Origin of the sequence: Photorhabdus luminescens subsp. luminescens (assembly GCF_001083805.1) — a bacterium.
GTDB lineage: Bacteria > Pseudomonadota > Gammaproteobacteria > Enterobacterales > Enterobacteriaceae > Photorhabdus > Photorhabdus luminescens.
The window spans coordinates 214,191-236,748 of sequence record NZ_JXSK01000009.1 but is presented as its reverse complement, the minus strand read 5'-3'; the positions used below and the strand labels follow the sequence as shown (position 1 = coordinate 236,748).

Annotated in this window: 27 protein-coding genes and 2 pseudogenes; 22 read left to right on the top strand and 7 right to left on the bottom strand. The window is 40.5% G+C overall.

All coding sequences use genetic code 11. The annotated features are described in order from the left end of the window. Nucleotides 1-76 precede the first annotated feature (76 nt). The 6 genes from glmS to TI10_RS24240 all read left to right on the top strand — a co-directional run bounded on the left by glmS (nt 77) and on the right by TI10_RS24240 (nt 4,536). On the top strand, nt 77-1,906 hold the full coding sequence (gene glmS, locus TI10_RS19585; RefSeq protein ID WP_049585018.1) for a glutamine--fructose-6-phosphate transaminase (isomerizing): 1,830 nt from the start codon (nt 77-79) through the stop codon (nt 1,904-1,906). A gap of 148 nt (nt 1,907-2,054) precedes the next feature. Then, a complete protein-coding gene (locus TI10_RS19580) occupies nt 2,055-2,309 on the top strand; it encodes a type B 50S ribosomal protein L31 (protein WP_049585017.1) in 255 nt (84 codons plus the stop codon). A gap of 18 nt (nt 2,310-2,327) precedes the next feature. After that, nucleotides 2,328-2,468 (top strand): type B 50S ribosomal protein L36, encoded by a 141-nt coding sequence (gene ykgO, locus TI10_RS24250; RefSeq protein ID WP_074525105.1) that lies wholly within the window; start codon nt 2,328-2,330, stop codon nt 2,466-2,468. Nucleotides 2,469-2,899: 431 nt separating this feature from the next. Continuing rightward, nucleotides 2,900-3,820, top strand: coding sequence for a pyocin knob domain-containing protein (locus tag TI10_RS26235; RefSeq protein WP_244161665.1), 921 nt, complete (start codon nt 2,900-2,902; stop codon nt 3,818-3,820). A gap of 15 nt (nt 3,821-3,835) precedes the next feature. Next, complete coding sequence (locus tag TI10_RS19570) at nt 3,836-4,366, top strand: tail fiber assembly protein (protein ID WP_049585015.1); 531 nt, start codon at nt 3,836-3,838, stop codon at nt 4,364-4,366. Nucleotides 4,367-4,443: 77 nt separating this feature from the next. Then, on the top strand, nt 4,444-4,536 hold the full coding sequence (locus TI10_RS24240) for a tail fiber assembly protein (RefSeq protein WP_074525106.1): 93 nt from the start codon (nt 4,444-4,446) through the stop codon (nt 4,534-4,536). A gap of 53 nt (nt 4,537-4,589) precedes the next feature. Here TI10_RS24240 and TI10_RS19565 read toward each other — a convergent pair whose 3' ends face one another. From TI10_RS19565 to TI10_RS26730, 4 genes and pseudogenes are all read right to left on the bottom strand, one after another. Then, nucleotides 4,590-5,186 carry a tail fiber assembly protein gene (locus tag TI10_RS19565; RefSeq protein ID WP_049585014.1) on the bottom strand — a complete coding sequence of 199 codons (597 nt, stop codon included), beginning with the start codon at nt 5,184-5,186 and terminating at the stop codon, nt 4,590-4,592. After that, nucleotides 5,186-5,410: a hypothetical protein gene (locus TI10_RS26230; protein WP_053093485.1), complete on the bottom strand. Its 225-nt coding sequence runs from the start codon at nt 5,408-5,410 to the stop codon at nt 5,186-5,188. Before TI10_RS26230 ends, TI10_RS19565 begins: the two co-directional genes overlap by 1 nt. An 85-nt stretch (nt 5,411-5,495) precedes the next feature. Further along, a complete protein-coding gene (locus tag TI10_RS26225; protein WP_244161664.1) occupies nt 5,496-5,642 on the bottom strand; it encodes a phage tail protein in 147 nt (48 codons plus the stop codon). Nucleotides 5,643-5,884: 242 nt separating this feature from the next. Continuing rightward, nucleotides 5,885-6,097, bottom strand: a pseudogene (locus tag TI10_RS26730) (phage tail protein); the annotation flags it as partial. Between the two features lie 82 nt (nt 6,098-6,179). On the opposite strand from TI10_RS26730, the gene TI10_RS19550 reads away from it, so the two are divergent. Then, complete coding sequence (locus TI10_RS19550; protein WP_049585012.1) at nt 6,180-6,752, top strand: recombinase family protein; 573 nt, start codon at nt 6,180-6,182, stop codon at nt 6,750-6,752. A gap of 291 nt (nt 6,753-7,043) precedes the next feature. On the opposite strand, the gene TI10_RS19545 is transcribed toward TI10_RS19550, so the two are convergent. Then, nucleotides 7,044-7,658: a phage repressor protein CI gene (locus TI10_RS19545; RefSeq protein ID WP_049585011.1), complete on the bottom strand. Its 615-nt coding sequence runs from the start codon at nt 7,656-7,658 to the stop codon at nt 7,044-7,046. A gap of 396 nt (nt 7,659-8,054) precedes the next feature. Here TI10_RS19545 and TI10_RS25655 point away from each other — a divergent pair, with 396 nt between their 5' ends. From TI10_RS25655 to TI10_RS19510, 8 genes and pseudogenes are all read left to right on the top strand, one after another. Next, entirely contained in the window at nt 8,055-8,219 is a 165-nt protein-coding gene (locus TI10_RS25655; protein WP_167337845.1) for a hypothetical protein, read from the top strand. 282 nt (nt 8,220-8,501) lie between these two features. Further along, entirely contained in the window at nt 8,502-8,705 is a 204-nt protein-coding gene (locus TI10_RS19540) for a tail protein X (protein WP_049585010.1), read from the top strand. Between the two features lie 440 nt (nt 8,706-9,145). Beyond that, nucleotides 9,146-9,921, top strand: a pseudogene (locus TI10_RS19535) (phage baseplate assembly protein V). Further along, nucleotides 9,921-10,262: a GPW/gp25 family protein gene (locus tag TI10_RS19530; protein WP_049585009.1), complete on the top strand. Its 342-nt coding sequence runs from the start codon at nt 9,921-9,923 to the stop codon at nt 10,260-10,262. Before TI10_RS19535 ends, TI10_RS19530 begins: the two are co-directional and overlap by 1 nt. A gap of 4 nt (nt 10,263-10,266) precedes the next feature. Next, the gene (locus TI10_RS19525) at nt 10,267-11,265 is read left to right on the top strand and encodes a baseplate assembly protein (RefSeq protein ID WP_049585008.1); all 999 of its coding nucleotides are present in this window, start codon (nt 10,267-10,269) and stop codon (nt 11,263-11,265) included. After that, complete coding sequence (locus TI10_RS19520) at nt 11,258-11,872, top strand: phage tail protein I (protein WP_049585007.1); 615 nt, start codon at nt 11,258-11,260, stop codon at nt 11,870-11,872. Before TI10_RS19525 ends, TI10_RS19520 begins: the two co-directional genes overlap by 8 nt. After that, nucleotides 11,869-13,605 (top strand): phage tail-collar fiber domain-containing protein, encoded by a 1,737-nt coding sequence (locus TI10_RS25725; protein WP_080985109.1) that lies wholly within the window; start codon nt 11,869-11,871, stop codon nt 13,603-13,605. The genes TI10_RS19520 and TI10_RS25725 overlap by 4 nt, the downstream gene beginning before the upstream one ends. Beyond that, nucleotides 13,605-14,237, top strand: coding sequence for a tail fiber assembly protein (locus TI10_RS19510; RefSeq protein WP_049585006.1), 633 nt, complete (start codon nt 13,605-13,607; stop codon nt 14,235-14,237). Before TI10_RS25725 ends, TI10_RS19510 begins: the two co-directional genes overlap by 1 nt. Nucleotides 14,238-14,607: 370 nt before the next feature. Here the strand turns inward: TI10_RS19510 and TI10_RS26220 are convergent, their stop codons facing one another. Then, nucleotides 14,608-14,868, bottom strand: a complete 261-nt coding sequence (locus TI10_RS26220; protein WP_074525042.1) for a tail fiber assembly protein — start codon at nt 14,866-14,868, stop codon at nt 14,608-14,610. A 90-nt stretch (nt 14,869-14,958) separates the two neighbouring features. Next, nucleotides 14,959-15,984 carry a pyocin knob domain-containing protein gene (locus TI10_RS19500; RefSeq protein WP_155416498.1) on the bottom strand — a complete coding sequence of 342 codons (1,026 nt, stop codon included), beginning with the start codon at nt 15,982-15,984 and terminating at the stop codon, nt 14,959-14,961. 401 nt (nt 15,985-16,385) lie between these two features. Here TI10_RS19500 and TI10_RS19495 point away from each other — a divergent pair, with 401 nt between their 5' ends. Genes TI10_RS19495 through TI10_RS19470 form a run of 7 tightly spaced genes read left to right on the top strand, consistent with a single transcriptional unit; the run spans nt 16,386 to nt 22,527 of the window. Beyond that, the gene (locus TI10_RS19495) at nt 16,386-17,558 is read left to right on the top strand and encodes a phage tail sheath protein (RefSeq protein ID WP_049585004.1); all 1,173 of its coding nucleotides are present in this window, start codon (nt 16,386-16,388) and stop codon (nt 17,556-17,558) included. A gap of 10 nt (nt 17,559-17,568) precedes the next feature. Then, on the top strand, nt 17,569-18,084 hold the full coding sequence (locus TI10_RS19490) for a phage major tail tube protein (RefSeq protein ID WP_049585003.1): 516 nt from the start codon (nt 17,569-17,571) through the stop codon (nt 18,082-18,084). 26 nt (nt 18,085-18,110) lie between these two features. Then, the gene (locus TI10_RS19485) at nt 18,111-18,428 is read left to right on the top strand and encodes a phage tail assembly protein (RefSeq protein ID WP_049585002.1); all 318 of its coding nucleotides are present in this window, start codon (nt 18,111-18,113) and stop codon (nt 18,426-18,428) included. Between the two features lie 14 nt (nt 18,429-18,442). After that, nucleotides 18,443-18,562, top strand: coding sequence for a GpE family phage tail protein (locus tag TI10_RS24225; protein ID WP_197535146.1), 120 nt, complete (start codon nt 18,443-18,445; stop codon nt 18,560-18,562). Then, complete coding sequence (locus TI10_RS19480) at nt 18,555-20,981, top strand: phage tail tape measure protein (protein WP_244161662.1); 2,427 nt, start codon at nt 18,555-18,557, stop codon at nt 20,979-20,981. The genes TI10_RS24225 and TI10_RS19480 overlap by 8 nt, the downstream gene beginning before the upstream one ends. 2 nt (nt 20,982-20,983) lie before the next feature. Next, on the top strand, nt 20,984-21,448 hold the full coding sequence (locus TI10_RS19475; RefSeq protein ID WP_049585000.1) for a phage tail protein: 465 nt from the start codon (nt 20,984-20,986) through the stop codon (nt 21,446-21,448). Then, nucleotides 21,445-22,527, top strand: a complete 1,083-nt coding sequence (locus tag TI10_RS19470) for a phage late control D family protein (RefSeq protein WP_049584999.1) — start codon at nt 21,445-21,447, stop codon at nt 22,525-22,527. Before TI10_RS19475 ends, TI10_RS19470 begins: the two co-directional genes overlap by 4 nt. The last annotated feature ends 31 nt before the right edge of the window (nt 22,528-22,558 follow it).

The following is a 22,558-nucleotide window of genomic DNA, read 5'->3' as shown; positions in this document are numbered from 1 at the left end:
CCGGTAAAACCGGAAAACAATCAGGCTCTTGACATATAAAGGGCTTTCATCAGCCCTATTTTTAGGAATAAAACTGATGTGTGGAATTGTTGGTGCAGTAGCACAACGAGATATTGCAGAAATCCTGATTGAAGGATTACGTCGTTTGGAATACCGCGGTTACGACTCCGCCGGCTTGGCGGTTGTTGATAACGAAAAAAATATGCTTCGTCTGCGTGAAGTCGGTAAGGTACAAGTACTTGCTGATAAGGTTGATAAGCAGCAAGTACTTGGTGGGACAGGTATTGCTCATACCCGTTGGGCTACGCATGGTGAACCAAACGAGAAAAATGCTCACCCGCATATATCTGATTATATTGCCGTTGTTCACAACGGTATTATTGAAAATTATGAAGAATTGCGAGTTCAATTAATTGAACTCGGTTATCAGTTTATCTCGGATACTGATACGGAAGTTATTGCCCATCTTGTTCATTGGGAACAAAAACAAGGGGGTACTTTGTTGGAGGCTATTCAACGAGTTATTCCTAGGCTACGCGGTGCTTATGGTGCAGTCATCATGGATAGCCGTGATCCTGGAACAATAATTGCTGCAAGATCCGGTAGTCCTTTGGTTATAGGCCTGGGTGTTGGAGAAAATTTTCTGGCGTCTGATCAGTTGGCGCTATTGCCTGTTACTCGTCGTTTTATCTTCCTTGAAGAAGGGGATATTGCTGAAATAACTCGTCGCACTGTGCGTATTTTTAATGCTCAGGGCAAACCGGTTGAACGGGAGCAGGTTGAATCCAATATTCAGTATGATGCTGGTGACAAAGGTGTTTATCGTCATTACATGCAAAAAGAGATCTATGAACAGCCAATGGCGATCAAAAGTACTTTAGAAAGGCGTTTGAGTCATGGGCAAGTAGATCTGTCTGAACTTGGTCCTAACGCCGCTGAATTATTAGCTAAAGTAGAGCATATTCAGATTGTTGCTTGTGGTACATCCTATAACGCGGGAATGGTTTCCCGTTATTGGTTTGAAGCATTGGCTGGTATTCCTTGTGATGTAGAAATTGCTTCTGAATTTCGTTACCGCAAATCAGCACGCCGTTCAGGAAGCTTACTGATCACCTTGTCTCAATCGGGTGAAACCGCAGATACATTGGCAGCACTGCGTTTATCTAAAGAGCTTGGATATCTCACATCGTTGACTGTCTGTAACGTAGCGGGTTCTTCTTTAGTACGTGAGTCTGATTTTGCTCTGATGACCAAAGCCGGCGCAGAAATTGGTGTTGCTTCAACTAAGGCGTTTACAACTCAGCTGACAGTATTACTGATGCTGGTGGCTTACCTTGGACGCTTGAAAGGTGTTGATGCAGATCAGGAGCAAGAAATTGTTCATGCATTACATGCACTACCAAGCCGTATCGAAGGCATGTTATCGAAAGATAAAATTATTGAAGCGCTGGCGGAAGATTTTTCTGACAAACACCACGCTTTGTTCCTTGGCCGTGGTGATCAATATCCGATTGCGGTTGAAGGGGCTTTGAAATTAAAAGAGATTTCTTATATCCATGCTGAGGCTTATGCTGCCGGTGAATTAAAACATGGCCCACTAGCACTGATTGATGCAGATATGCCGGTTATCATTGTAGCTCCGAACAATGAACTGCTAGAAAAACTGAAATCTAATATCGAAGAAGTACGTGCCCGTGGTGGATTGCTATATGTGTTTGCTGATCAGGACGCGGGCTTTACTGATAGTGAAGGAATGAAGATTATTCCATTGCCGCATGTTGAAGAGCTGATTGCACCAATATTTTATACTGTGCCACTGCAATTGCTTTCCTATCATGTTGCTCTGATTAAAGGAACTGATGTTGATCAGCCTCGTAATTTGGCTAAATCAGTGACCGTAGAATAATCGTTTTATAGTAAGACGTTGAAATAAGCCTCTGTACATTAAAAATACAGAGGCTTTTTTTTGAGTTAAGAAAATTTATCATTATTTTCTTGCCGATAAAAATAGATTACGCTATTGTAATGTTATATTATTACATTTTGGCGAAATTATGAAACCAGATATCCATCCAAACTACCGGGTAGTTGTATTTCACGATACTAGTGCTAATGCCTATTTTACAATTGGCTCCACGATTCGCACAGAACGGATAATTACCCTTAATGGGGAAGAATACCCATATGTCACTATTGATGTGTCATCAGAATCACATCCTTTTTATACGGGTAAGCAGAAAACCTTGTCTCAGGAAGGAAGCACTGCACGATTCCAGAAAAAATTCGGGCGTTTTATTGGTAATAAATAAATTGAGAGATCATAAAAAATGCAGGTGTTAAGTTCACTTAAAACAGTAAAAACTCGCCATCCGGATTGCAAAATTGTAAGCCGCCGTGGTCGATTATATGTTATTTGTAAATCTAATCCGCGTTTTAAGGCAGTTCAGGGAAAGAAAAAGAAACGTTGATGCTCAATTGCTAATGGTTGAACTCGCAGTTTATAACTGCGGGTTTTCTGTTCATATTTAATTTTATTTCTGATTGTCTTGGAAATAACTGACCTAAACTTTGTTTGGGAATGGAATTAGCATAATTAAACTTAATGTAAATAAAATTTATATTTTATGAGAAATGAAACTTCATTAGTGCTTGTTGTATAGTATAAAATTAAATATTAAATCAGTTGTTTTTGCTACAAATTTACCCTCCAAAATAGTTTATAATTTATTCTTATCAACACGTTTTTTCATAAACTACAATTCTGGTCATTTATTGACACCTGAATATAGCCAATCTTCGCCATATGTAACCTTGCCTAATACCAATATGAAACTATTCTTTCTGAAATTTCACACATAAGTAAGTTTTGAAAAATCTTGGTTTAGTGGAAACGGTAAATTTGGCTAAAGGTGCAGTTCCAAACAACCGGAAAGTGAATGGCAAAGTTCTAACTGAGGATATTAATATTACGTCTCAGGATATCTTTAATGGGCAGGCAATATCCATCCCCGACAAAGCTAATTTAAATGATTATCAAACGCCAGGGCTTTATTATCAGGGTTTGAATGCACAAGCAGGATCTGGCAATAACTATCCTGAACCATTTGCAGGTTCACTTGTTGTGCTAAAAGCTGCTGGAATCATTCAACGCTATTTTATTTATAATAGCAGCCGAATACACACTCGTTCCTTAAATGACGTCGGAGTATGGACATCTTGGGCACAAGAATATAACACGCTGAATAAACCAGCGACGAGTGAGCTCGGTTTGATGGAAACCGTTACCAAAGCCGCAAACGCGTTGCAACGTAGCGGGGGCAATGTAACAGGTGACATAATTATTACTACTGACTCTATGCTAAGTTGGAACAGAAACACTGACTTCGCCTCTATCGGTTTTAAAAACACCGGAGATGGTGATACAGACTCCTATATGTGGTTCAGAACGGGAGATAATGGTAACGAATATTTCAAATGGCAGCATGCCCTCTCTGGAGGGCCAACCAATGAATGGATGAGTCTTAAATCTGATAATCTTCGGGTTAGAGGGTATCAAGTCTATCATGAAGGATATAGGCCAACCGCTGCGATTATTGGTACTTATACAAAATCAGAATCAGATACGCGTTATATTCAAGACATTCGCCTTGGCGCTAAAGAGAACGTGCAAGTACAGAAAAGCCCTGAAGACGAAGACGTAAGCGGGTATGCCATTATTGCTGTAATCAATGGAAATAGAGATAAGTTAGTTAACACCGTAAACCGTAGGCCAATACAGAAGAAGGTTAACGGTATATGGATGAATATATCTAATATTTAGTAAGGTGATGAATGTATGCAAAATATTAAAAATTTTTCCCAATACATACCTGACTCAAAACAAGCCAGAAAATTCATTGCGGATTTTAATGTCATTTATTTGAAGTCAGAAGACGGCCAAGACTGGTATGAATGCCAGAAAAGCTTTAACCCTGATACAATCAAAGTAATGTATGATTTTAATAATGTAATCCGTTCTATATCAGGAGATATATCAGCTTTTAACCCAGATGGAATGAGTGTGGCTGAGGTGAGTAATTTGCCTGATTCTTGTGATATTTCTGGTAAGTGGCAATATATAAATGGTGCTATTGTTCCGCGTAAGTACACAAAGGGCGAGTTAATTACTCAAGCAGAAAGACATAAAGAGGAACTGTTAGCCCTTGCCAGCAATAATATTGCCCCCTTACAGGATGCCATTGATCTGGACGAAGCAACTGCGGAAGAGATAGAGCAACTCAAAGCCTGGAAAAAATACCGAATGCAAGCAAACCGCATTGATCCCACTATAGCACCAGATATTGAGTGGCCTGCACAACCTGTATAAATAATATAGGCCCGCAGTTCACAAACCGCAGGCCTTTTTCTACTCTGGCTTTTTAGGGTAATCAAAATGTTTATCCAATGCGCCAAGACCCACAGGAATGGAAAAAATACCGAGTCATACTTAACAGGGTTGATACTTCAAAGACATCGGAAATCGACAGGCCAATATAGCCTTAACTGAAAAAAGACCGGAGACAGAATAACGCCCGGTCTCGATAATTTTATTATGCTGGTATTTGTGGCCACTCAATATCTGAAGCCATTGAAGTATCAACACGGCTCAGTAATACCACATACTTCTTCCAGGCAAGCAATAATGTTTTCTCTGCGTCTGAGGCCATCTCAGTCTCAATAGCATATTGTAATAAAGTCATGGCTTCATCAGCCTGTTGGCGACGAGTGACACGTTGTTGTTCTGCCTGTTTAATCTGATTGGCTTTTTGAGCTTCAATGTCCGTTACCCATATTTCACCATCCCACTTGTCAAAATCGGTGCTTGGCTGTTTGAATGTCAGCATTTCTGGTAATTCACCAGGTTTAATGATTTCTTTCTGTTCCCCAGTTTGTGTGTCGTAGGCTATTTTTCCTCGATAATCTGGTACAATTTGCCAACCGGTTAAATCAGATGAACGGCAGGCGACATATCCCTCTTGGGTATCAGGTGGCACGTCTGCGCAGGAATTGGCAGGAAGACCGACACCAACGGGAAGATACTCATCAGAACTGTTTAAATATTCCAGCGTAATCGCATCGTAATTAAACACAACGATACTTCCGGTACTGATAGCAATATTATTTTTATCCAGTACAGCCTTATTCATCAGGTAATCCTCACAATGTAATTAAATGCCACGTTTCGTGGACGTGTTTCTATTCCTGTCGAAGCCGAAACCGCATTATCCATATAACCGAAACCACCAGCTCCCCTTCCAATAGCAATACCTAATCCACGAGGATCAATTCCGTAGTTAACGCCTTGGTGGACACTATTGAGAATATAACTTAGTGTACCCACCCCTCGATTCCACCATTTGAGTTGAACCACATCCGTCCAATCCTGTGACTATGTGGAGCAATATCTGCCAATTGAGAGGACAGTCGATATCGACTCAATATCTACCTCACGTCCATCATCCCAGCCCCGGATAAACTTCCGCTAATTTTGGATATAAAGACTTATCAAAGATTGCTCCATTACATTTCACCCACCCATTTGGTGGTATGTCAGTCGGCCAGGGAAGCGGTATTCCTACCGGGATCTCTTCAAATACAGACATGAGTATTATGCTGCCCTTACAATGTAGTTAAACGCTACGTTACGTGGCCTTGATACCCCTATATAAGTAGCACTGGTAGTCCAAGTCGTTGCTGAACCTCCAGAAGCTCTAGCTCTTAATTGAATATCTTTATTTTGGGGGGTATCCCACTGTAATTTCGTACGCTCATTAACTGAGAAGTTAACAACATTATCAGCAGGTTGATGAACTTCCTGTAGTAAATAAGACCCTTCTTGCCATACCAATAATGTACGATCTGGATCAACGCCACGTTTGTCATCCCAACCACGGATAAATTCACCCCGTAAATCGGGCAAATTACCACCAGGATAAGCCTTGGCTAATTCTGGAAATTTCGCTTTATCAAAGGCCGCGCCATTACATTGCAACCACCCATCCGGCAGTGTAGCCGTCGGCCAAGGAAGTGGTACACCTATCGGAATTAGCTTTTCCAATAAACCAAGGTTTTTAAAAACTCGCCAATACGTGATAATTTCGATAATAATAGTCTCATATTGGTATTAGGAAGGGTTACACATGGCGAAGATAGGCTATATCCGGGTATCAACAAATGACCAAAACAGTGATTTACAGCGAAACGCATTGATAAGCATAAATTGTGAGCAAATTTTTGAGGATAAAATTAGTGGAAAAACATCCAACAGACCGGGGTTAAAACGTGCTTTAAAGCAGCTTAAAAACGGTGACACTTTAGTCGTTTGGAAATTGGATCGATTAGGGCGTAGCGTAAAAAATATGGTAACTTTGATTTCTGATTTAAGTGAACGCGGTATTCATTTTCAAAGCTTGACTGATAGCATTGATACTAGTACTTCTATGGGACGATTTTTCTTTCATGTCATGAGTGCGTTGGCTGAAATGGAGCGGGAATTAATCGTAGAAAGAACAAATGCAGGATTAATAGCCGCTCGTGCCCAAGGGAGAATTGGTGGTAGACCAGTATCACTTTCATTTGTTGAACAACAACAAGCAGCAAGATTGTTGGCGAAAGGCCACACACGAAAACAGTTATCATTAATTTACAACACATCGTTATCTACAATATATAAGTATTTTCCAGTAGATAAAAAAAATTGTCGATCAAGTTAGTATTTGCAGTGCGGCTAGTTAAACAGTTAATTTTGTATTTGTAATATCCAAGGCTAATTGGCTCTTAATTTATGCAAAATATATCACGTTTCTTTATCTATTTAAAAAACTTTCGCCGCACTATACATACTATAAAGGAACAACGGAATAAGTTAATAATCAGCAATTTCTCGCAAAATAATTTATTGTATATGAAATCCACTACATCTGAAAATTTTTGAGTAACGAATTGCCATCAGTATAGGATTTACATATCTAAGTAAACTAATTTACTTACAATTGAAAAGCGGGTCAGTACCTGGAAATCATCAAGTAAACGCGACCAATAAAGTTGATTTCATTAATTGCACAGTCAAAAGTTACGTCGTTATCACAAACTCGGATCTTACTAACTGGGATTTTTGTTATTTTTTTAATACTGTGCATACCTTCAATATCAATTAACCATAAACCATCCTGAACATCAGGTTCTTCTGTATTCAACAAATACCAAGTGTTATTGTTATCTACAATAAGAGGTTTTTTTATTTCTTTAGCAATAAGTTGATTATCTAAAATCACTGGGTCGTCATCGTTCAGTTTTCCACCAACTAATTTAACGCGTTGTATTGTTGGAATAATAATGTTTTTTAAAGATTCCTTTTTCTTTTCCCCATCAGGGAACATTTCTCCTTGCCCTGTGCTTAACCATAACAGTGAAGCATTGGTTTCAAGGTTGCATTGAATAACCCAGTCTGCTGGAAAACTGTCCCTTAAATAGCGGTTTGCCATTGTGCTTTTAGACACACCTAAATGGTCGCTCAGCGCTTGACGTGATTTAAACCCATACGCACCCACCAGGCGTTCGATAGCTTGTTTTCCTCCACTATCTGCACCCATTTTTATCTCAGTTATGTTTTTTTTCATTGAAAGTACAGTTTAGTGAGTTTGCTGTCTCCACAAAGCCCTCTAATTAAGAGCTATAGTGATCCCAAATAAGTTTATTAGATCCAATAAGGGATATTGCATCATGGGCATCTAAATTTCAATCTATATACTTTGTGAAACTATGTCATCTAAATAAAGAGAAAAAATCTTCTAAGCGATAAAATAAGAAAAACTTATTAATTACAATGAATTGTGATCAGAAAGAAACCTTTTTAATCATTAATTATTTCAATAAAAACAATAATTAATATATTAACACTATCAAATATAGTTACCAGAAAAGATAAAAAACCACTTTAAATTTTTCTAATCAAAGTGTACTGTTCTTATATACAGTTATGTTATGCGGAGGTAAGTTTGTCAGTGGACTTTCTTATGGAATCAGTAATAGCGCAACGTATTAATTTTATAGCTAGAATGGCAACGAGTTGTGAATGTAATCATGCTGAAGATAAGGAACTTGCTTTAGTTTGGATTGCTGAGTTGTCGACACCACTTGCAAAACAACTTATTAACTACCACGAAACGCTTGAAGAATAAATGCAGCAGATAAATGTGGGAATTCTGTATGATAAATAATCTAAAGTTTCTAAGTTGATAATGATTGCATTGGAAAATGAGCTGAAAAATAGATTTTCCCTATGAATTCAGTAAATTTTGGAAGATATGATTAATTATTAAATTAGCCACTGAAAAGTGGCTTCTTGCTTCTCATTTGTACTGTTTCCTTAACAATATTGTTTCATTGGTTCTCTCCCACTATTCAGCGCACCATAACACTTTAACTTAACAATATTGATTAAATTAGAGAGGGTATACTTAATGAAAATAATTGCACAGCAGAATGATACTATTGATGCTTTATGCTGGCGTCATTATGGTCGTACTCAAGGTATGACAGAACAGGTACTATTAGTTAACCCAGGATTGGCCGAATATGGTGTAATTCTGCCACACGGTACAGAAGTTGAGATGCCGGAAATTATGACAGCTACAACGAAACCTATTTTGCAACTATGGGATTAAATATATCCATTACTAAGTTGGTGGTTTTTGAATAGAATTATCACTCTATATCAGCAAATTAAACTTATCTATATCTGTCTAGATAAATAAACGGTTAAAGTGGATTGATTGAAACTGTGGGCACATTGTTGTTTACATTGTTCAAACAAGAATAACCAGTGTTCAAATCAAATTATCTGGAATGTTGTACTTAATATATAGTCAAATAGCGCAAATTTGAATTTTTTTAACTATTAGAGTCAAGCTTTAACAAAATAGCACGGATTACATAAGGGCCTTTCTCGGTTGCGGGAAAGGCTTTTTAATTTATGCTGTTACATTTTCCCTTTTCAAGAAACTTGTTTTGTCTTTCTTACAATTCCTCTTTGATGTTGGCAACTACCTTTGCTGGCATTCTTTCATACATAAACCCACAACCAGCAAATGGCATTTTTCCAAACATGGATACACAACTAACAGAACTTTTGCGCTTATTGCGTAACTTGATCAGAACTGGTGTTGTTACCGAGGTAGATACCACACGGGAGTTTGCCGAATTGCAACAGGCAATCTCGAAACTGATTGGCGGCCTTGGTTGACAATGCGAGCAGGTAATTCCCGAACTTGGTGGGCTCCCAGTCGTGGTGAGCAAGTTTTGCTGTTATCTGTTGGTGGTGAATTGACCACCTCCTTTGTATTACCGGCTGTTTATTCTAATCAATTTCCTGAGCCATTGGCTGTTTCTGGAAAAACTGTTGATACTGCTTTTGCTGATCAATTCCCATCAGCATTGCCTGCTTCTGCGGAAGCTGTCCATATTGTCTTTCCTGATGGGGCAGTAATGGAGTATGAACCAGCATTCAGCGCCTTAAAGGTAACAGGTATTAAGACTGCGGTAGTGCAGGCTTCAAATTCTGTAGCAATTGAAGCAACAAATATCTCACTCAAAGCACTCAATTCAATCAAACTTGAGGCAATCAATTCTATCGAACTGACTTCAGTCAACAAAATCGATATGAAAACACTACAAGTCGGGATAAATGCACTGGCGGTAAAAGCAGATGTAGCCAAAGGCTTCACACTGGAAACACCAGAGTTTGCTGTAAAAGGAAAAACTAAGCTGGAAGGTGATGTTGAAAATACAGGCGGAAAACTCAGCTCTAATGGTGTGACCCTACATTCTCATAAACACACTGGAGTCATGTCCGGCGGTGCGACAACAGGAGACCCAGTATAATGATGTACCTTGGAATGAACCGACAAACCGGTCGTAGCCTCACGGATCTGGATCATGTACGCCAGTCTGTCAGCGATATCTTACTAACCCCCGTTGGCAGTCGTTTGGAACGGCGCACTTATGGCTCTCTGCTACCCGAATTAATTGACTGGCCGCAAAATGCGGCTCTACGCCTGCAAATTATGGCAGCCACCTACACAGCTATCAGCCGCTGGGAACCGAGGATTAATCTGACAGCTATTACCATAACTACCCAGCAAGACGGCAAAATGACGGTAAATATCTCCGGTCATTATCAGCAGTCCGCCGGGGGGTTTTCTCTATCTATCCCTGTGAGGTAAAACAATGCCGACCATTGACCTGAGCCAGTTGCCACCACCAAATGTAGTCGAGCCACTGGATTATGAAAACCTGTTGGCTGAACGTAAAGCCAAATTGATATCTCTTTATCCTGAAGAGCAACGGGATGCTATTACTCGAACATTAGAATTGGAATCCGAACCTCTGGTTAAGTTACTTGAGGAAAACGCTTACCGGGAATTGATATTACGCCAGCGGGTTAATGAAGCTGCCCGTGCAGTAATGTTGGCCTATGCAACCAGTAGCGATTTAGACCAGTTAGGGGCGAACTATAACGTTACTCGAGCAGTTATGGAGCCTGATAGTACCTTCCGTGATCGCATCCAAAGAGCCTTCGAAGGGCTAAGTGTTGCAGGGCCGATAGGGGCGTATGAATATCATGCCCTTAAAGTTAATGAAAGTATTCGTGCTAATAGAAATGAATACAAAGGTGAATATCAAACTGTTACAGATGTTTCCGTTATCAGCCCATCTCCGGCCAATGTAACTGTGACTGTTTTGTCGCGGAAATGGATATGGGAAAAAGATAAAGAAGACGAAGAAGATAAAGCGCATAAAGGTGTAGCTTCACAAGAGTTACTGGATAAAGTGATTGTGGCGCTTAATGATGAAAACGTCAGACCAGTTGCTGATCGAGTAAAAGTGCAGTCAGCCAAAATAGTGGAATATCAAATTGATGCTGTGCTTTATCTCTATCCGACACCTGAATCTGAACCTATCCGTAAATTGGCTCAACAAAATATGGATAAGTACGTGCTAGATCAACATAAGTTGGGGAGAGATATTCGGTTATCTGCCATTTATGCTGCCCTGCATGTCGCAGGAGTACAACAGGTAGAACTGAGAGCCCCGACGAAGGACATAATTCTGTGTAAAGATCAGGCTCCTTATTGTACCGGTGCAAAACTGGAATTAGGTAAGACACAAGCTGCTGATTGTTCCAAGCCAAATCCAGGTTTGATAGTAGGAGGCTCTGATGAATGACCGCCTGTTACCAACAGGTTCTACGGTTTTGGAGTTGGCTGCTGCTAAGGCGTGTTCGCAATTGCAAAATATTCCAGTACCACTTCGCCAACTCTGGAATCCTGATACTTGCCCTGAAGAATTATTACCCTATCTGGCGTGGGCGTGGTCGGTTGATCGCTGGGACGAAAACTGGCCCGTAAGCACTAAGCGGGACGTAATAAAAAACTCGCTATTTCTGCACAAACATAAGGGAACCATTGGTGCCGTCCGTCGCGTAGTAGAACCGCTTGGTTATCTCATTCAGATAAAGGAATGGTGGCTGAACAACGAAACGCCCGGCACATTCCGGTTGGCGATAGGGGTGCAGGAAAACGGGATCACCGAGGAAACTTTTTTAGAGTTAGAACGGCTAATTTCTGATGCCAAGCCTGTAAGCCGTCATTTGATAGGTTTGTCAATCAATCTGGATGTTAAGGGCGAATTTTATTGCGCTGCAACGAGTTATAGTGGAGATGATCTTACTATTTACCAATATCTCCCTGAAATAATCACAACTAGCGACAATATGCCTTTAGGGGCAGCAATTCATTTGATCGAAACAGATACATTGAGGATTTCACAATGAAATACTTTGCAATTCTAACCAATCTGGGAGCGGCAAAGCTAGCAAATGCTGCTGCTTTGGGGACAAAGGTTGATATTACCCACATGGCTGTTGGTGATGGTGGTGGTAAATTACCCTCTCCTGATGTCAATCAGACCAAATTAGTTAATGAAAAACGTCGTGCTGCAATTAATACATTAAGTGTCGATCCGGTAAACACAAACCAAATTATTGCCGAACAAATTATCCCTGAAAGTGAGGGTGGTTGGTGGATGCGTGAAATTGGTTTGCTTGACAGTGAGGGTAACTTGATTGCGGTAGCAAACTGCCCAGAAACCTATAAACCACAATTACAGGAAGGTTCAGGTAGAACACAAACTGTCAGAATGATCTTGATTGTTAGCAATACGGATTCGGTAACGCTGAAAATCGATCCCTCTGTAGTTCTGGCAACTCGTGATTATGTAGATAGCTCCATTCAGAAACATGAAAAAAGCCGCAATCATCCAGATGCTACGTTGACAGAGAAAGGTTTTACAAAACTTAATAGTGCCATTAACAGTAATGATGAAACTACAGCAGCAACACCCAAAGCAGTAAAAGCAGCTTATGATAATGCTAATAGTAAATTGGCAAAAAACCAAAATGGTGCGGATATCCCAGATAAAAATGCTTTTGTGAAAAACCTTGGTTTAGTGGAAACGGTGAATTTGGCGAAAAATGCTCTTCCTAAGGACTCAACTGAATCATTTACGTCAGGCAATCATAATATTAAAACAGGTGGAAATTATTCCAGTTTGTCACTAACAAAGGGAGATAGCCGATATGTTTTCATAGAAACTACTTCTCATGAAGAAGGCTCTTTCTGTGCAATAGGATATCGCGAGTCTGATTCCTCAAATATAAATGTCATTCACCTCCCTCGAAAGAGCGGCTATGTTGCAATAGCTAATGAGCATTATTCTAAGTCAGAATCTGACAGTCGATTTATTCAGTTAAATACGAATACAAAAACATCAGGTTATATATTAGCTAAAACTGCAAACTATTATGATGATCCTAATTCACGTCATTTGGGCCGTTCGGGATTTTTGAGGCCTAATGGAATTGATAATTTAGGAGCATTAGCAATCCACATAGCTCATCCTAACGTTGATAGCCCGCAGCACTCTCGCGGACTTTCTTTCGGGTATGGGGGTTATTCAGAATCAGAAGCATTCAGCGTTTCTACTTACGCTTTCGATGAAAATGGTAATTTCAGGGGGAAACGTAAGATATTAACAGAGGATGATATTCTTGTTGGTATTCCGCTACCGTGGTCTAAGCCAACCGCACCAGCAGGTTATCTTATTTGTAGTGGCCAGCAGTTTGACAAATCTATATATCCTAAATTAGGGGAAGCATATCCCTCTGGCACACTCCCTGACCTACGCGGTGAATTTATTCGAGGTTGGGATAATGGGAGAAGTATCGATTCAAAAAGGGAAATATTATCTCATCAAAATTCAACAAAGTTACCTAATCTTTACACCCATGCTGGTTCTGCAAATATAGGAGTATTGGTATCTCCTCCTATTAATCGCTTTTCAACTAATTATCCATCAGAAATTATGGCTGGTGATTTTGAGGAAATGGAATTAGGGAGCGGCCAATATTTTTCGACCCAATTAAATCCTTATGGTGCAGTTTCATTATCTACATTTCGAGTACGTCCCCGCAATATCGCATTTAATTACATAGTGAGAGCAGCGTAATGACAACACAGAAACAAAAATATTCTCTAGAACCAAAAACCGCAATATTGGGAAATAACGGATTAGCAACTAAAGCTGGTTGGTTGATAATCTACCATGCAGAGACTTATTCCAGAGAATTTATTGACGCCAGACCAGAATATTTAATGGAAGGAGTAGGACTTCCTGCCAATTCTTATTCAGACGCACCAGAACTTCCAGATTCTGATGATATGGCTGTTTGCCGCAGCGAAGATAAAAGTTGTTGGCAAATAGTACCTGATTACCGTGGAAAGACAGCTTATAACAAGCAAACACGAGCACAACATGAAATTACTGAGCTAGGCGAACTACCAGAATTTCTAACATTCAAGCAACCAGCCACTGATTTTGATAAATGGGATGGTAAACAGTGGGTAACTGATAAAGCCGCTGTAAAAAACAGTCAAATTGAACAGGCTGAGCAGCAGAGAGTAACACTGTTACGACAAGCTAATGAAACAATTACATTATTACAACATGCTGTAGATGTTAATTTAGCTTCGGAAAAAGAAAAGTTATTGTTGTTGGATTGGAAAAAATATTTAGTATTACTGAACCGGACTGATATTTCATTATCTCCAGATATTAATTGGCCTGAAAAACCAGAATAAAATAATAACGGCCTGTCTTTCAGGCCGTAGATTTGAGATTTACAAACGAAATTATAGATACTTATCGTTTCTGAAACTATATCTTTATATAAGAATCATTAACATATTTTTATTTAATCCTTTCATAGAATGTATCTGATTTTTAATTTAAAAATCAAAAATTAATTTCATAACTTTGTATTCTAATATTTGATTATATGCCATTGTAATTAAAATATTAATACTGTATTTGATGTTTTATTGTGGTCCATAAAAATCAAACCACAAAAATCATATAAATAAATATCCAACCAAACTTGGTTGGATATTAACAAGGATCGACATAGATGTATAAATAAATGAATTTTTTTTGCAATAAAAATGATTCGATTTATTGTGGATGTTCTGGCCACTCAATATTCTGTACTGTAGTATCCATTCGATTTAATGTAACACGATATTTTTTCCATGCCATTAATGTTGTTATTTCACTGTCAGTAGCAATGCTTAAATCAATAGCATCTTGCAATGGTGCAATTTTAATTGCTGCTTGTTCCAGTAAATAATACTGTTGACGTTTATTCGCTTTATTTTGCTGTTCGATGACGGCCTGTTTATATAGTGCTTGAGCTTCTTGAGCACTGAAACCCATCGAGATCAATTGATGAGGTTCTGCTGGCACATTAACATATTCATAGCCATTTTTGTCTATTAATTTATTTAATATTATCATATATCCTCATTATGGTTTCTTTTGATAACGTGTGTCATATTCCAGAGAATAAGGCATTGTATTATCAGTATATTCTTCACCTAATAATGGATCATTGATGACTAATGATTTCACCATCCACTTCATTTCACGCTTAAGATTTTCACTTGACCATTTATATATTTCTGACTCTCCTTCTTCACGTGAATAATGGATTGACTGAAAATTACTGGTCGTAAAATAAGTTAAACCACCACGCAAATAACAACCACTATAAACGTAACAATCTACAATATCACCAGATTTTACATCACCATAAAGGGGATATTTGCCGTCAACAGGCCTGGCGACACTTATCATGGCGTGACGGATTGCTTTTACCGTTTTACGATAGGTTTGATTTACGCGTTTAATATTAAGATAGCGGGCATCACCTCCCCACGGCATATCTCCTCCTTCTATTTGTACAAGTAGTCCAGCAACATGTGTCACACCTTCACCGAATGGTTTTTTTTCTGCATCATATGGATAGGGCCGATGAAGTGTTAACCAAGAATTCGCTCCGACATTAGGTGGGAAGCTCCACCAAACCGGATAATAGCGTTCAGTACTCAGGCCAGTAAGATCAATCGTAGTGGTATAGCGTGGTTCACTTTGGATATCCAATGCTGTGGGTTTATTCAGCGTGTTATATTCTTGTGCCCAAGATGTCCATACTCCGACGTCATTTAAGGAACGAGTGTGTATTCGGCTGCTATTATAAATAAAATAGCGTTGAATGATTCCAGCAGCTTTTAGCACAACAAGTGAACCTGCAAATGGTTCAGGATAGTTATTGCCAGATCCCGCTTGTACATTCAAACCCTGATAATAAAGCCCTGGTATTTGATAATCATTTAAATCAGCTTTGTCGGGGATGGATATTGCCTGTCCATTAAAGATATCTTGAGACGTAATATTAATATCCTCAGTCAGAATTTTGCCATTCACTTTCCGGCTATTCGGCACTGCTCCCTGAGCCAAATTTACCGTTTCCACTAAACCAAGATTTTTCAAAACTTACTTATGTGTGAAATTTCAGAAAGAATAGTTTCATATTGGTATTAGGCAAGGTTACATATGGCGAAGATTGGCTATATTCAGGTGTCAATAAATGACCAGAATTATAATTTACAGAGAAATGCGTTGATGTGTATAAATTGCAATCTATTTTTGTAGAAAAAATCTGTGAAAAGATGATCAATGAGCAGAGTTAAAAGCTCATAATAGGAAAAAATAAGCATTGATTTATAGAGGTTTTATTTTCCACTATCATAGAGTGCCGACAGTTAAATTATTAGAAAAAATAATAAATTAACCAACCTGATTTGTATCATCTTCCACACATTTCCCATCGAATGATTTAATAATTCGGATACTTCAACATAGCGGGACACCTTAACAGGAGAACCGCTAATATGGCACAAGATTATCATCACGGCGTCCGTGTACAGGAAATTAACGAAGGCACACGTACCATCACCACAGTTAGCACCGCTATTGTTGGTATGGTCTGTACTGGTCCTGAGGCAGACGAAAAAACTTTTCCACTAAACACTCCGGTCTTGATTACTGATGTTTCACTCGCCATTGGCAAAGCTGGTAAAACCGGTACGTTGCCTCAGGCACTCAAAGCTATTGCAGACCAGTCTAAACCCGTTACTGTTGTTGTCCGTGTAGCACAAGGTGAAACGGAAGAACAAACTACCAGCAACATCATTGGTACTACAACTAATGAAGGTAAGAAAACCGGTATACAGGCATTGTTGGCAGCACAAAGCCAATTAGGTGTGAAGCCACGTATTCTGGGAGTTCCTGGATTGGATACAAAAGCTGTTGCTGTTGAGTTAGCGAGTATTGCGCAGAAACTGAGAGCAATGGCTTATATCAGCGCCTATGGTAGTAAGACTATCTCAGAAGTTATCGAATATCGCAAAAATTTCAGTCAGCGCGAATTAATGCTGATTTGGCCTGATTTCCTGAGCTGGGATACCGTTGCTAATAAAGACGCTATCGCCTACGCTACCGCTCGTGCACTGGGTTTGCGTGCAAAAATTGATGAAGAAACAGGTTGGCACAAAACTCTGTCCAACATCGGTGTCAATGGTGTGACCGGTCTTTCTGCGGACGTATTCTGGGATCTTCAAGATCCAGCAACTGATGCTGGTTTGCTAAACCAAAATGGTATCACGACACTTATCCGTAAAAATGGCTTCCGTTTCTGGGGTTCCCGTACCTGCGCTGATGACCCATTGTTCCAGTTCGAAAGTTACACTCGTACCGCCCAAGTATTAGCTGACACTATGGCAGAAGCACATATGTGGGCAATCGATAAGCCACTAACTCCTTCACTCGTACGAGACATTATCGAAGGTATTAACGCTAAGTTCCGCGAACTGAAATCTGGGGGTTACATTATTGACGGTCAGTGTTGGTATGACGAAAACGCCAATGATAAAGACACCTTGAAAGCGGGTAAATTGACCCTCGATTACGACTATACACCTGTACCACCACTGGAAAACATGATGTTACGCCAGCGTATTACAGATCGTTACCTGATGGATTTCGCTAAAAGCATAAACGGCTAAGGGGACACAGATGGCATTACCTCGCAAACTTAAATACCTGAACTTGTTTAATGATGGCAATAGTTATCAGGGAATAGTGGAAGAACTTACTCTGCCTAAGCTGAGTCGTAAACTGGAAACCTATCGTGGCGCTGGTATGAACGGTAGCGCAACTGTGGACTTAGGCTTGGATGAAGGTGCATTAGACGTTGAATTTACTCTGGGAGGTATGGAGGCTCAGCATTATCGGCAATGGGGATTGACCAAAGCTGACGGCGTAATGTTGCGCTTTGCGGGCTCCTATCAGCGCGATGATACCAACGATGTGATTGCTGTTGAAATCGTGATGCGTGGCCGTTTCCATGAGTTTGACCACGGTACTTATAAGCAGGGAGATAACACTCAGACCAAAATCAGCGCTAAAAACACCTATTTTAAATTGACATGGGATGGTGAAGTTCTGATCGAAGTGGATACCGTTAACATGGTTGAAGTCGTTAATGGTGAGGATCGCTTGGCAGATCACCGTCGCGCTATGGGTCTTTAATCTAATCGGATAAACAAGGTTGAACCATGACAGAAACACTAATTACTCAAAACGACGAGCAGCGCACAATCGTATTAGAAGAACCGCTTGCACGTGGTAGTAGCAACATCACTGAAGTGGTGGTGCGCAAACCGAACAGTGGCGCGCTGCGTGGTGCTCGGCTACAGGCTTTGCTGGAGATGGATGTGGATTCAATGATGTTGGTTTTGCCGCGCGTCACCACACCAACGCTCACTAAAAGCGACCTGTTGTCAATGACACCCGGCGATCTGATTAATCTCAGTGTTGAGGTGGTCAATTTTTTGTTACCGAAGTCGGCCAAGTCCGGTTTCCAGACCGACTAACCGTAGATGAATTGGTGGCAGATATTGCCACCGTTTTCCACTGGTCTCCGTCAGTGACAAGTGAAATGTCACTGACGGAATTACTGGACTGGCGACATCGGGCCATCTTACGAAGTGGTGCAGAAAATGAGTAATACACAGTCACAGCTTACATTGGTAATACAGTCCGTAAATAAGCTGACCAGCGCCTTGAAATCCGCACAGCGAAATAATAAAAGGTTGGCGGATTCTATCCGGCAAAATCGTGATGAATACAAGCGATTAAATCAGACTTATAAAGCCATTAAACCTTATTCTGCTCCTGAATATGCGCAGGGAACTGCGCATACCAGTAGTCAAGAGGAAGAAAATCGCGGTGAAGGCCGTTATAGCAAAATCAAAGAACTTCGTGATCGTGTCAGCCAATATGGCGCTAATGCGAAATCGGCAGGCGGTAAGATACTGACAACCAGTAAAAACTTTCTGATGCCGGGTTATGATCTTAGTGCTCAAATGTCCAAAATTCAGGCGCAAACTAATATTGAAAAGAATTCTCCTGAATACACCATGTTGCTTAATCAAAGCCGTGAGTTGAGTAAAAGCACTGGGATTCCTGTCAGCCAAGTTGCACAGGGACAAAGCCTTTATGCCTCCAAGGGTTATTCTCCCGACCAGATAAAGAATGTGATGCCTGGCGCGGTATTAATGTCGCAGGCAAGCGGTACAGATTTCGCCGATGTGGTTGATATTAGCACTAATGTACTGGAAGGATTTAAATTACAGTCCGAAGAGATGGGGCATGTTAGTGATGTTTTGACGGCAACGTTTATTGGTTCAAAAACAACGTTGGCGGGGTTGGGTGACACCATGAAATCTGTCGCTCCAGCGGCTGCTTCTTTGGGGATTGATATTGAAACCGTTGCGGCAGCTACAAGAAAGCTAAGTGATGCCAATATCAAGGGAAGTGAAGCTGGAGAGGCTTTGAGCAGTGTACTAAGCCGGTTGGCTGAACCACCTAAAGCTGCTGCCGCCGCATTGAAACAACTCGATATTAAAACTCGTGATGCTAAAGGTAATTTACGGCAATTACCTGATATTCTTGCTGAACTGGATGATAAAACCCGGTCAATGAGCAGCAAACAGCGTACAAATTATTTCACGGCAATTGGTGGTGAAAATGCCACTCCTGCTCTGGATGTGTTGGTGAATCAGGCAGGACAGGGGGGATTGCAATCTTTTATCGTTGAACTAAAAAATGCTCAAGGTGAATCCCAAAAAGTTGCATCTGCAATGACGAATAGTCTTACCAGTGATATCCAAAAGCTTAATGCCGCTTGGAGTGATCTAGGCGTTCAGATGTTTTCTGGCGTAGAAGGTCCGGCAAGAGAAGTCACCCAACAGGTGACAAATGTAGTCAATAAAGTCAGTGAGTGGATGGAAGCTAATCCACGTTTGGCTGCAACGCTTGCGACTATTACGGTGGTAGTTGGTGGCATGTTAACTGTGTTTGGCGCATTGGCACAGGCGATCGCTTCAATATTACTTCCGTTAGCTGTGGCGAAATATAGTCTTACTTTCTTTGGTAGTACTGGTGTGAGAGCTCTCGGATTGGTAGGGAATGCTCTGAAAATGTTGGGTAGCACCATGATGATCGTTGGTCGTCTGATGATGGCTAACCCAATCCTTGCCATTATTGGTGTAATTGCAATGGCTGCCACTTATATTTGGCAGAACTGGGAAACATTGGGGCCGAAATTTTCTCAGCTTTGGGAAAATATTAAAATTAGCCTAAGTGAGAAATGGGAGTCTATTAAACAGAGTGTTTTGCAAACTTGGGAGAATATTAAAACTAATATCAGTAATGCCTGGGAATTAGTTAAACAGAATACATTGGATATCTGGGAGAATATTAAAATATCGATCTCGGATAAATGGAATGAGATTATTACTGACGTAATGAATCTACCCAGTAAATTTAAAGAAGCTGGCACAGCGATAGTTAACAGTTTATTGGAGGGGATTAATGAAAAGTGGGAAGCCCTGAAAAAGAAACTGACTTCATTGTCTGAGTATCTCCCTGACTGGATGCGGTCAAAGGAGGATATTTCAAAAGACGCCAGTAATAATGTGAGTCCTAATGTTAGTGCAGTTCTGCCTAAACATGACAAAGGGGGCATTATTCCGGCTGGCCGATTTGGTATTGTTGGTGAATACGGACCAGAGATTGTCACTGGCCCTGTCAATGTTATTAGCAGACGACAGACTGCTAAACTTGCTGCCGCTGCGGCATTTTCTTTAAGCGTAATGGCGCCTTCTACCGCAGCCAGAACAGCACCGTTGCATACTCAGAGCTTACCGGCTCATGCTTATTCTCAGATTCAGGAAAAGAAAGCGGACAAACGTCAGGTGGTAGAGTACCGCAGTGAATCACCGGTCTATCATATAAATATCTATGGTGCGCCGGGGCAGTCTGAGCAGGATATTGCAGCAGCGGTTAGGCGTGAATTGGATGATCGGGAACGTAAACAGCAGGCTCGTTTGCGTAGTTCATTCTCTGATAGAGGAGAATTCTAATTATGATGGCTGCACTGGGTTTATTTGTTTTTATGTTGAAGACCACACCATACCAGAGTATGCAATATACTCAGTCATGGCGACATGCTTTTAATAGCCGTATCGGGATACGGCCTGCCTGGCAATTTCTGGGGCCGGATAACGACACAATGACACTTTCCGGTTCGTTATATCCAGAAATTACGGGTGGTCGTTTATCATTGACGGTATTACAAGTTATGGCTGAAAGCGGTAAGGCTTGGTCCTTTATAGATGGCAGCGGCACGGTTTACGGTATGTTTGTCATTCAGAGTATCGACCAGACAAAAACTGAATTTATGTCGAATGGTTCTGCCCGCAAAATTGATTTCACGTTGACATTGAAGCGAGTGGATAGTTCTCTAATTGAAATGTTCGGTGATCTTCAGGGGCAATTCTCTATGCTTACAGACAATTTGTCAGATAGAGTCAGAGAGGTATTGCCATGACGTCTGAATTTGGCAGGGGAGCTGAAAAAGGCAGTGCGCCTTCATTTCTTTTGGAAATTGATAATAAAGATATCAGCGGGCGCATTCAATCGCGCCTGATGTCACTAACAATGACAGATAATCGTGGCTTTGAAGCCGACCAGCTTGATATTGAACTGGATGATGCAGATGGAAGTTTGGTGCTACCTTCCAGAGGTAATGTGATTTCATTGGCGTTGGGATGGCGTGATCAACCACTGATTAGTAAAGGCCGTTTTACTGTGGATGAAATTGGTCACAGTGGAGCGCCGGACAAATTAACGATTCGTGCCCGTAGCGCTGATTTCCGTGAATCTCTCAATATGAGACGTGAAGAGTCTTATCATAAGAAAACGATAGGTAATATTGTCCATACTATTGCTGCGAGAAATAACCTTAGCGCCGATTTGCATCAAGATATTGCGAAAATATTGATTAACCATATTGATCAGACGAATGAGTCAGATGGTAGTTTTCTTACCCGCTTGGCAAGGCAGGAAGGGGCAATTGCTTCAGTAAAAAATGGTAAGTTGATATTTATTCGGCAGGGACAGAATAAAACAGCCAGTGGTGCGGTTATTCCTGCATTAGTGATTACACGTCGATCAGGTGACAATCATAATTTTACTCTGTCCGATCGTGAGGCTTATACCGGCGTGGTAGCAAATTGGTTAGATGTCCGTAAACCGGAGAAAAAACATACCTTAACCGTTGAGCGAAAAAGTCAGAAAAACACTAACAAATTAACATCTTATTTAGTAGGTAGCAAAGATAACGTATTAGAACTTTCTCGTACTTATGCTGATGAAGCCAGCGCTAAACGTGCTGCCAAGGTTGCTTGGGAAAAAATACAACGTGGGGCAGCGACGTTTTCGATTCAACTGGCTCAAGGGCGTGCAGATCTCTACCCTGAAATGCCAATCAAAGTTACCGGCTTTAAACCAGAAATAGATGCTGCCGAATGGACATTAACAACAGTTACTCACACGGTGGATGGATCTGGTGGTTTTACAACAGCACTGACTCTGGAATTAAAAATTGATGATCTCGATATGAAATAATTGTTCTTTAAGTGAGATCTCATTGCTATAT

What these genes read in the sequence shown, in the direction of transcription:
- glmS (WP_049585018.1), top strand. Translation starts at nt 77, where the DNA reads ATGTGTGGAATTGTTGGTGCAGTAGCACAACGAGATATTGCAGAAATC.
- TI10_RS19580 (WP_049585017.1), top strand. Translation starts at nt 2,055, where the DNA reads ATGAAACCAGATATCCATCCAAACTACCGGGTAGTTGTATTTCACGAT.
- ykgO (WP_074525105.1), top strand. Translation starts at nt 2,328, where the DNA reads ATGCAGGTGTTAAGTTCACTTAAAACAGTAAAAACTCGCCATCCGGAT.
- TI10_RS19570 (WP_049585015.1), top strand. Translation starts at nt 3,836, where the DNA reads ATGCAAAATATTAAAAATTTTTCCCAATACATACCTGACTCAAAACAA.
- TI10_RS24240 (WP_074525106.1), top strand. Translation starts at nt 4,444, where the DNA reads ATGCGCCAAGACCCACAGGAATGGAAAAAATACCGAGTCATACTTAAC.
- TI10_RS19565 (WP_049585014.1), bottom strand. Translation starts at nt 5,186, where the DNA reads ATGAATAAGGCTGTACTGGATAAAAATAATATTGCTATCAGTACCGGA.
- TI10_RS26225 (WP_244161664.1), bottom strand. Translation starts at nt 5,642, where the DNA reads ATGTCTGTATTTGAAGAGATCCCGGTAGGAATACCGCTTCCCTGGCCG.
- TI10_RS19550 (WP_049585012.1), top strand. Translation starts at nt 6,180, where the DNA reads ATGGCGAAGATAGGCTATATCCGGGTATCAACAAATGACCAAAACAGT.
- TI10_RS19545 (WP_049585011.1), bottom strand. Translation starts at nt 7,658, where the DNA reads ATGAAAAAAAACATAACTGAGATAAAAATGGGTGCAGATAGTGGAGGA.
- TI10_RS25655 (WP_167337845.1), top strand. Translation starts at nt 8,055, where the DNA reads ATGGAATCAGTAATAGCGCAACGTATTAATTTTATAGCTAGAATGGCA.
- TI10_RS19540 (WP_049585010.1), top strand. Translation starts at nt 8,502, where the DNA reads ATGAAAATAATTGCACAGCAGAATGATACTATTGATGCTTTATGCTGG.
- TI10_RS19530 (WP_049585009.1), top strand. Translation starts at nt 9,921, where the DNA reads ATGATGTACCTTGGAATGAACCGACAAACCGGTCGTAGCCTCACGGAT.
- TI10_RS19525 (WP_049585008.1), top strand. Translation starts at nt 10,267, where the DNA reads ATGCCGACCATTGACCTGAGCCAGTTGCCACCACCAAATGTAGTCGAG.
- TI10_RS19520 (WP_049585007.1), top strand. Translation starts at nt 11,258, where the DNA reads ATGAATGACCGCCTGTTACCAACAGGTTCTACGGTTTTGGAGTTGGCT.
- TI10_RS25725 (WP_080985109.1), top strand. Translation starts at nt 11,869, where the DNA reads ATGAAATACTTTGCAATTCTAACCAATCTGGGAGCGGCAAAGCTAGCA.
- TI10_RS19510 (WP_049585006.1), top strand. Translation starts at nt 13,605, where the DNA reads ATGACAACACAGAAACAAAAATATTCTCTAGAACCAAAAACCGCAATA.
- TI10_RS26220 (WP_074525042.1), bottom strand. Translation starts at nt 14,868, where the DNA reads ATGGGTTTCAGTGCTCAAGAAGCTCAAGCACTATATAAACAGGCCGTC.
- TI10_RS19495 (WP_049585004.1), top strand. Translation starts at nt 16,386, where the DNA reads ATGGCACAAGATTATCATCACGGCGTCCGTGTACAGGAAATTAACGAA.
- TI10_RS19490 (WP_049585003.1), top strand. Translation starts at nt 17,569, where the DNA reads ATGGCATTACCTCGCAAACTTAAATACCTGAACTTGTTTAATGATGGC.
- TI10_RS19485 (WP_049585002.1), top strand. Translation starts at nt 18,111, where the DNA reads ATGACAGAAACACTAATTACTCAAAACGACGAGCAGCGCACAATCGTA.
- TI10_RS19480 (WP_244161662.1), top strand. Translation starts at nt 18,555, where the DNA reads ATGAGTAATACACAGTCACAGCTTACATTGGTAATACAGTCCGTAAAT.
- TI10_RS19475 (WP_049585000.1), top strand. Translation starts at nt 20,984, where the DNA reads ATGATGGCTGCACTGGGTTTATTTGTTTTTATGTTGAAGACCACACCA.
- TI10_RS19470 (WP_049584999.1), top strand. Translation starts at nt 21,445, where the DNA reads ATGACGTCTGAATTTGGCAGGGGAGCTGAAAAAGGCAGTGCGCCTTCA.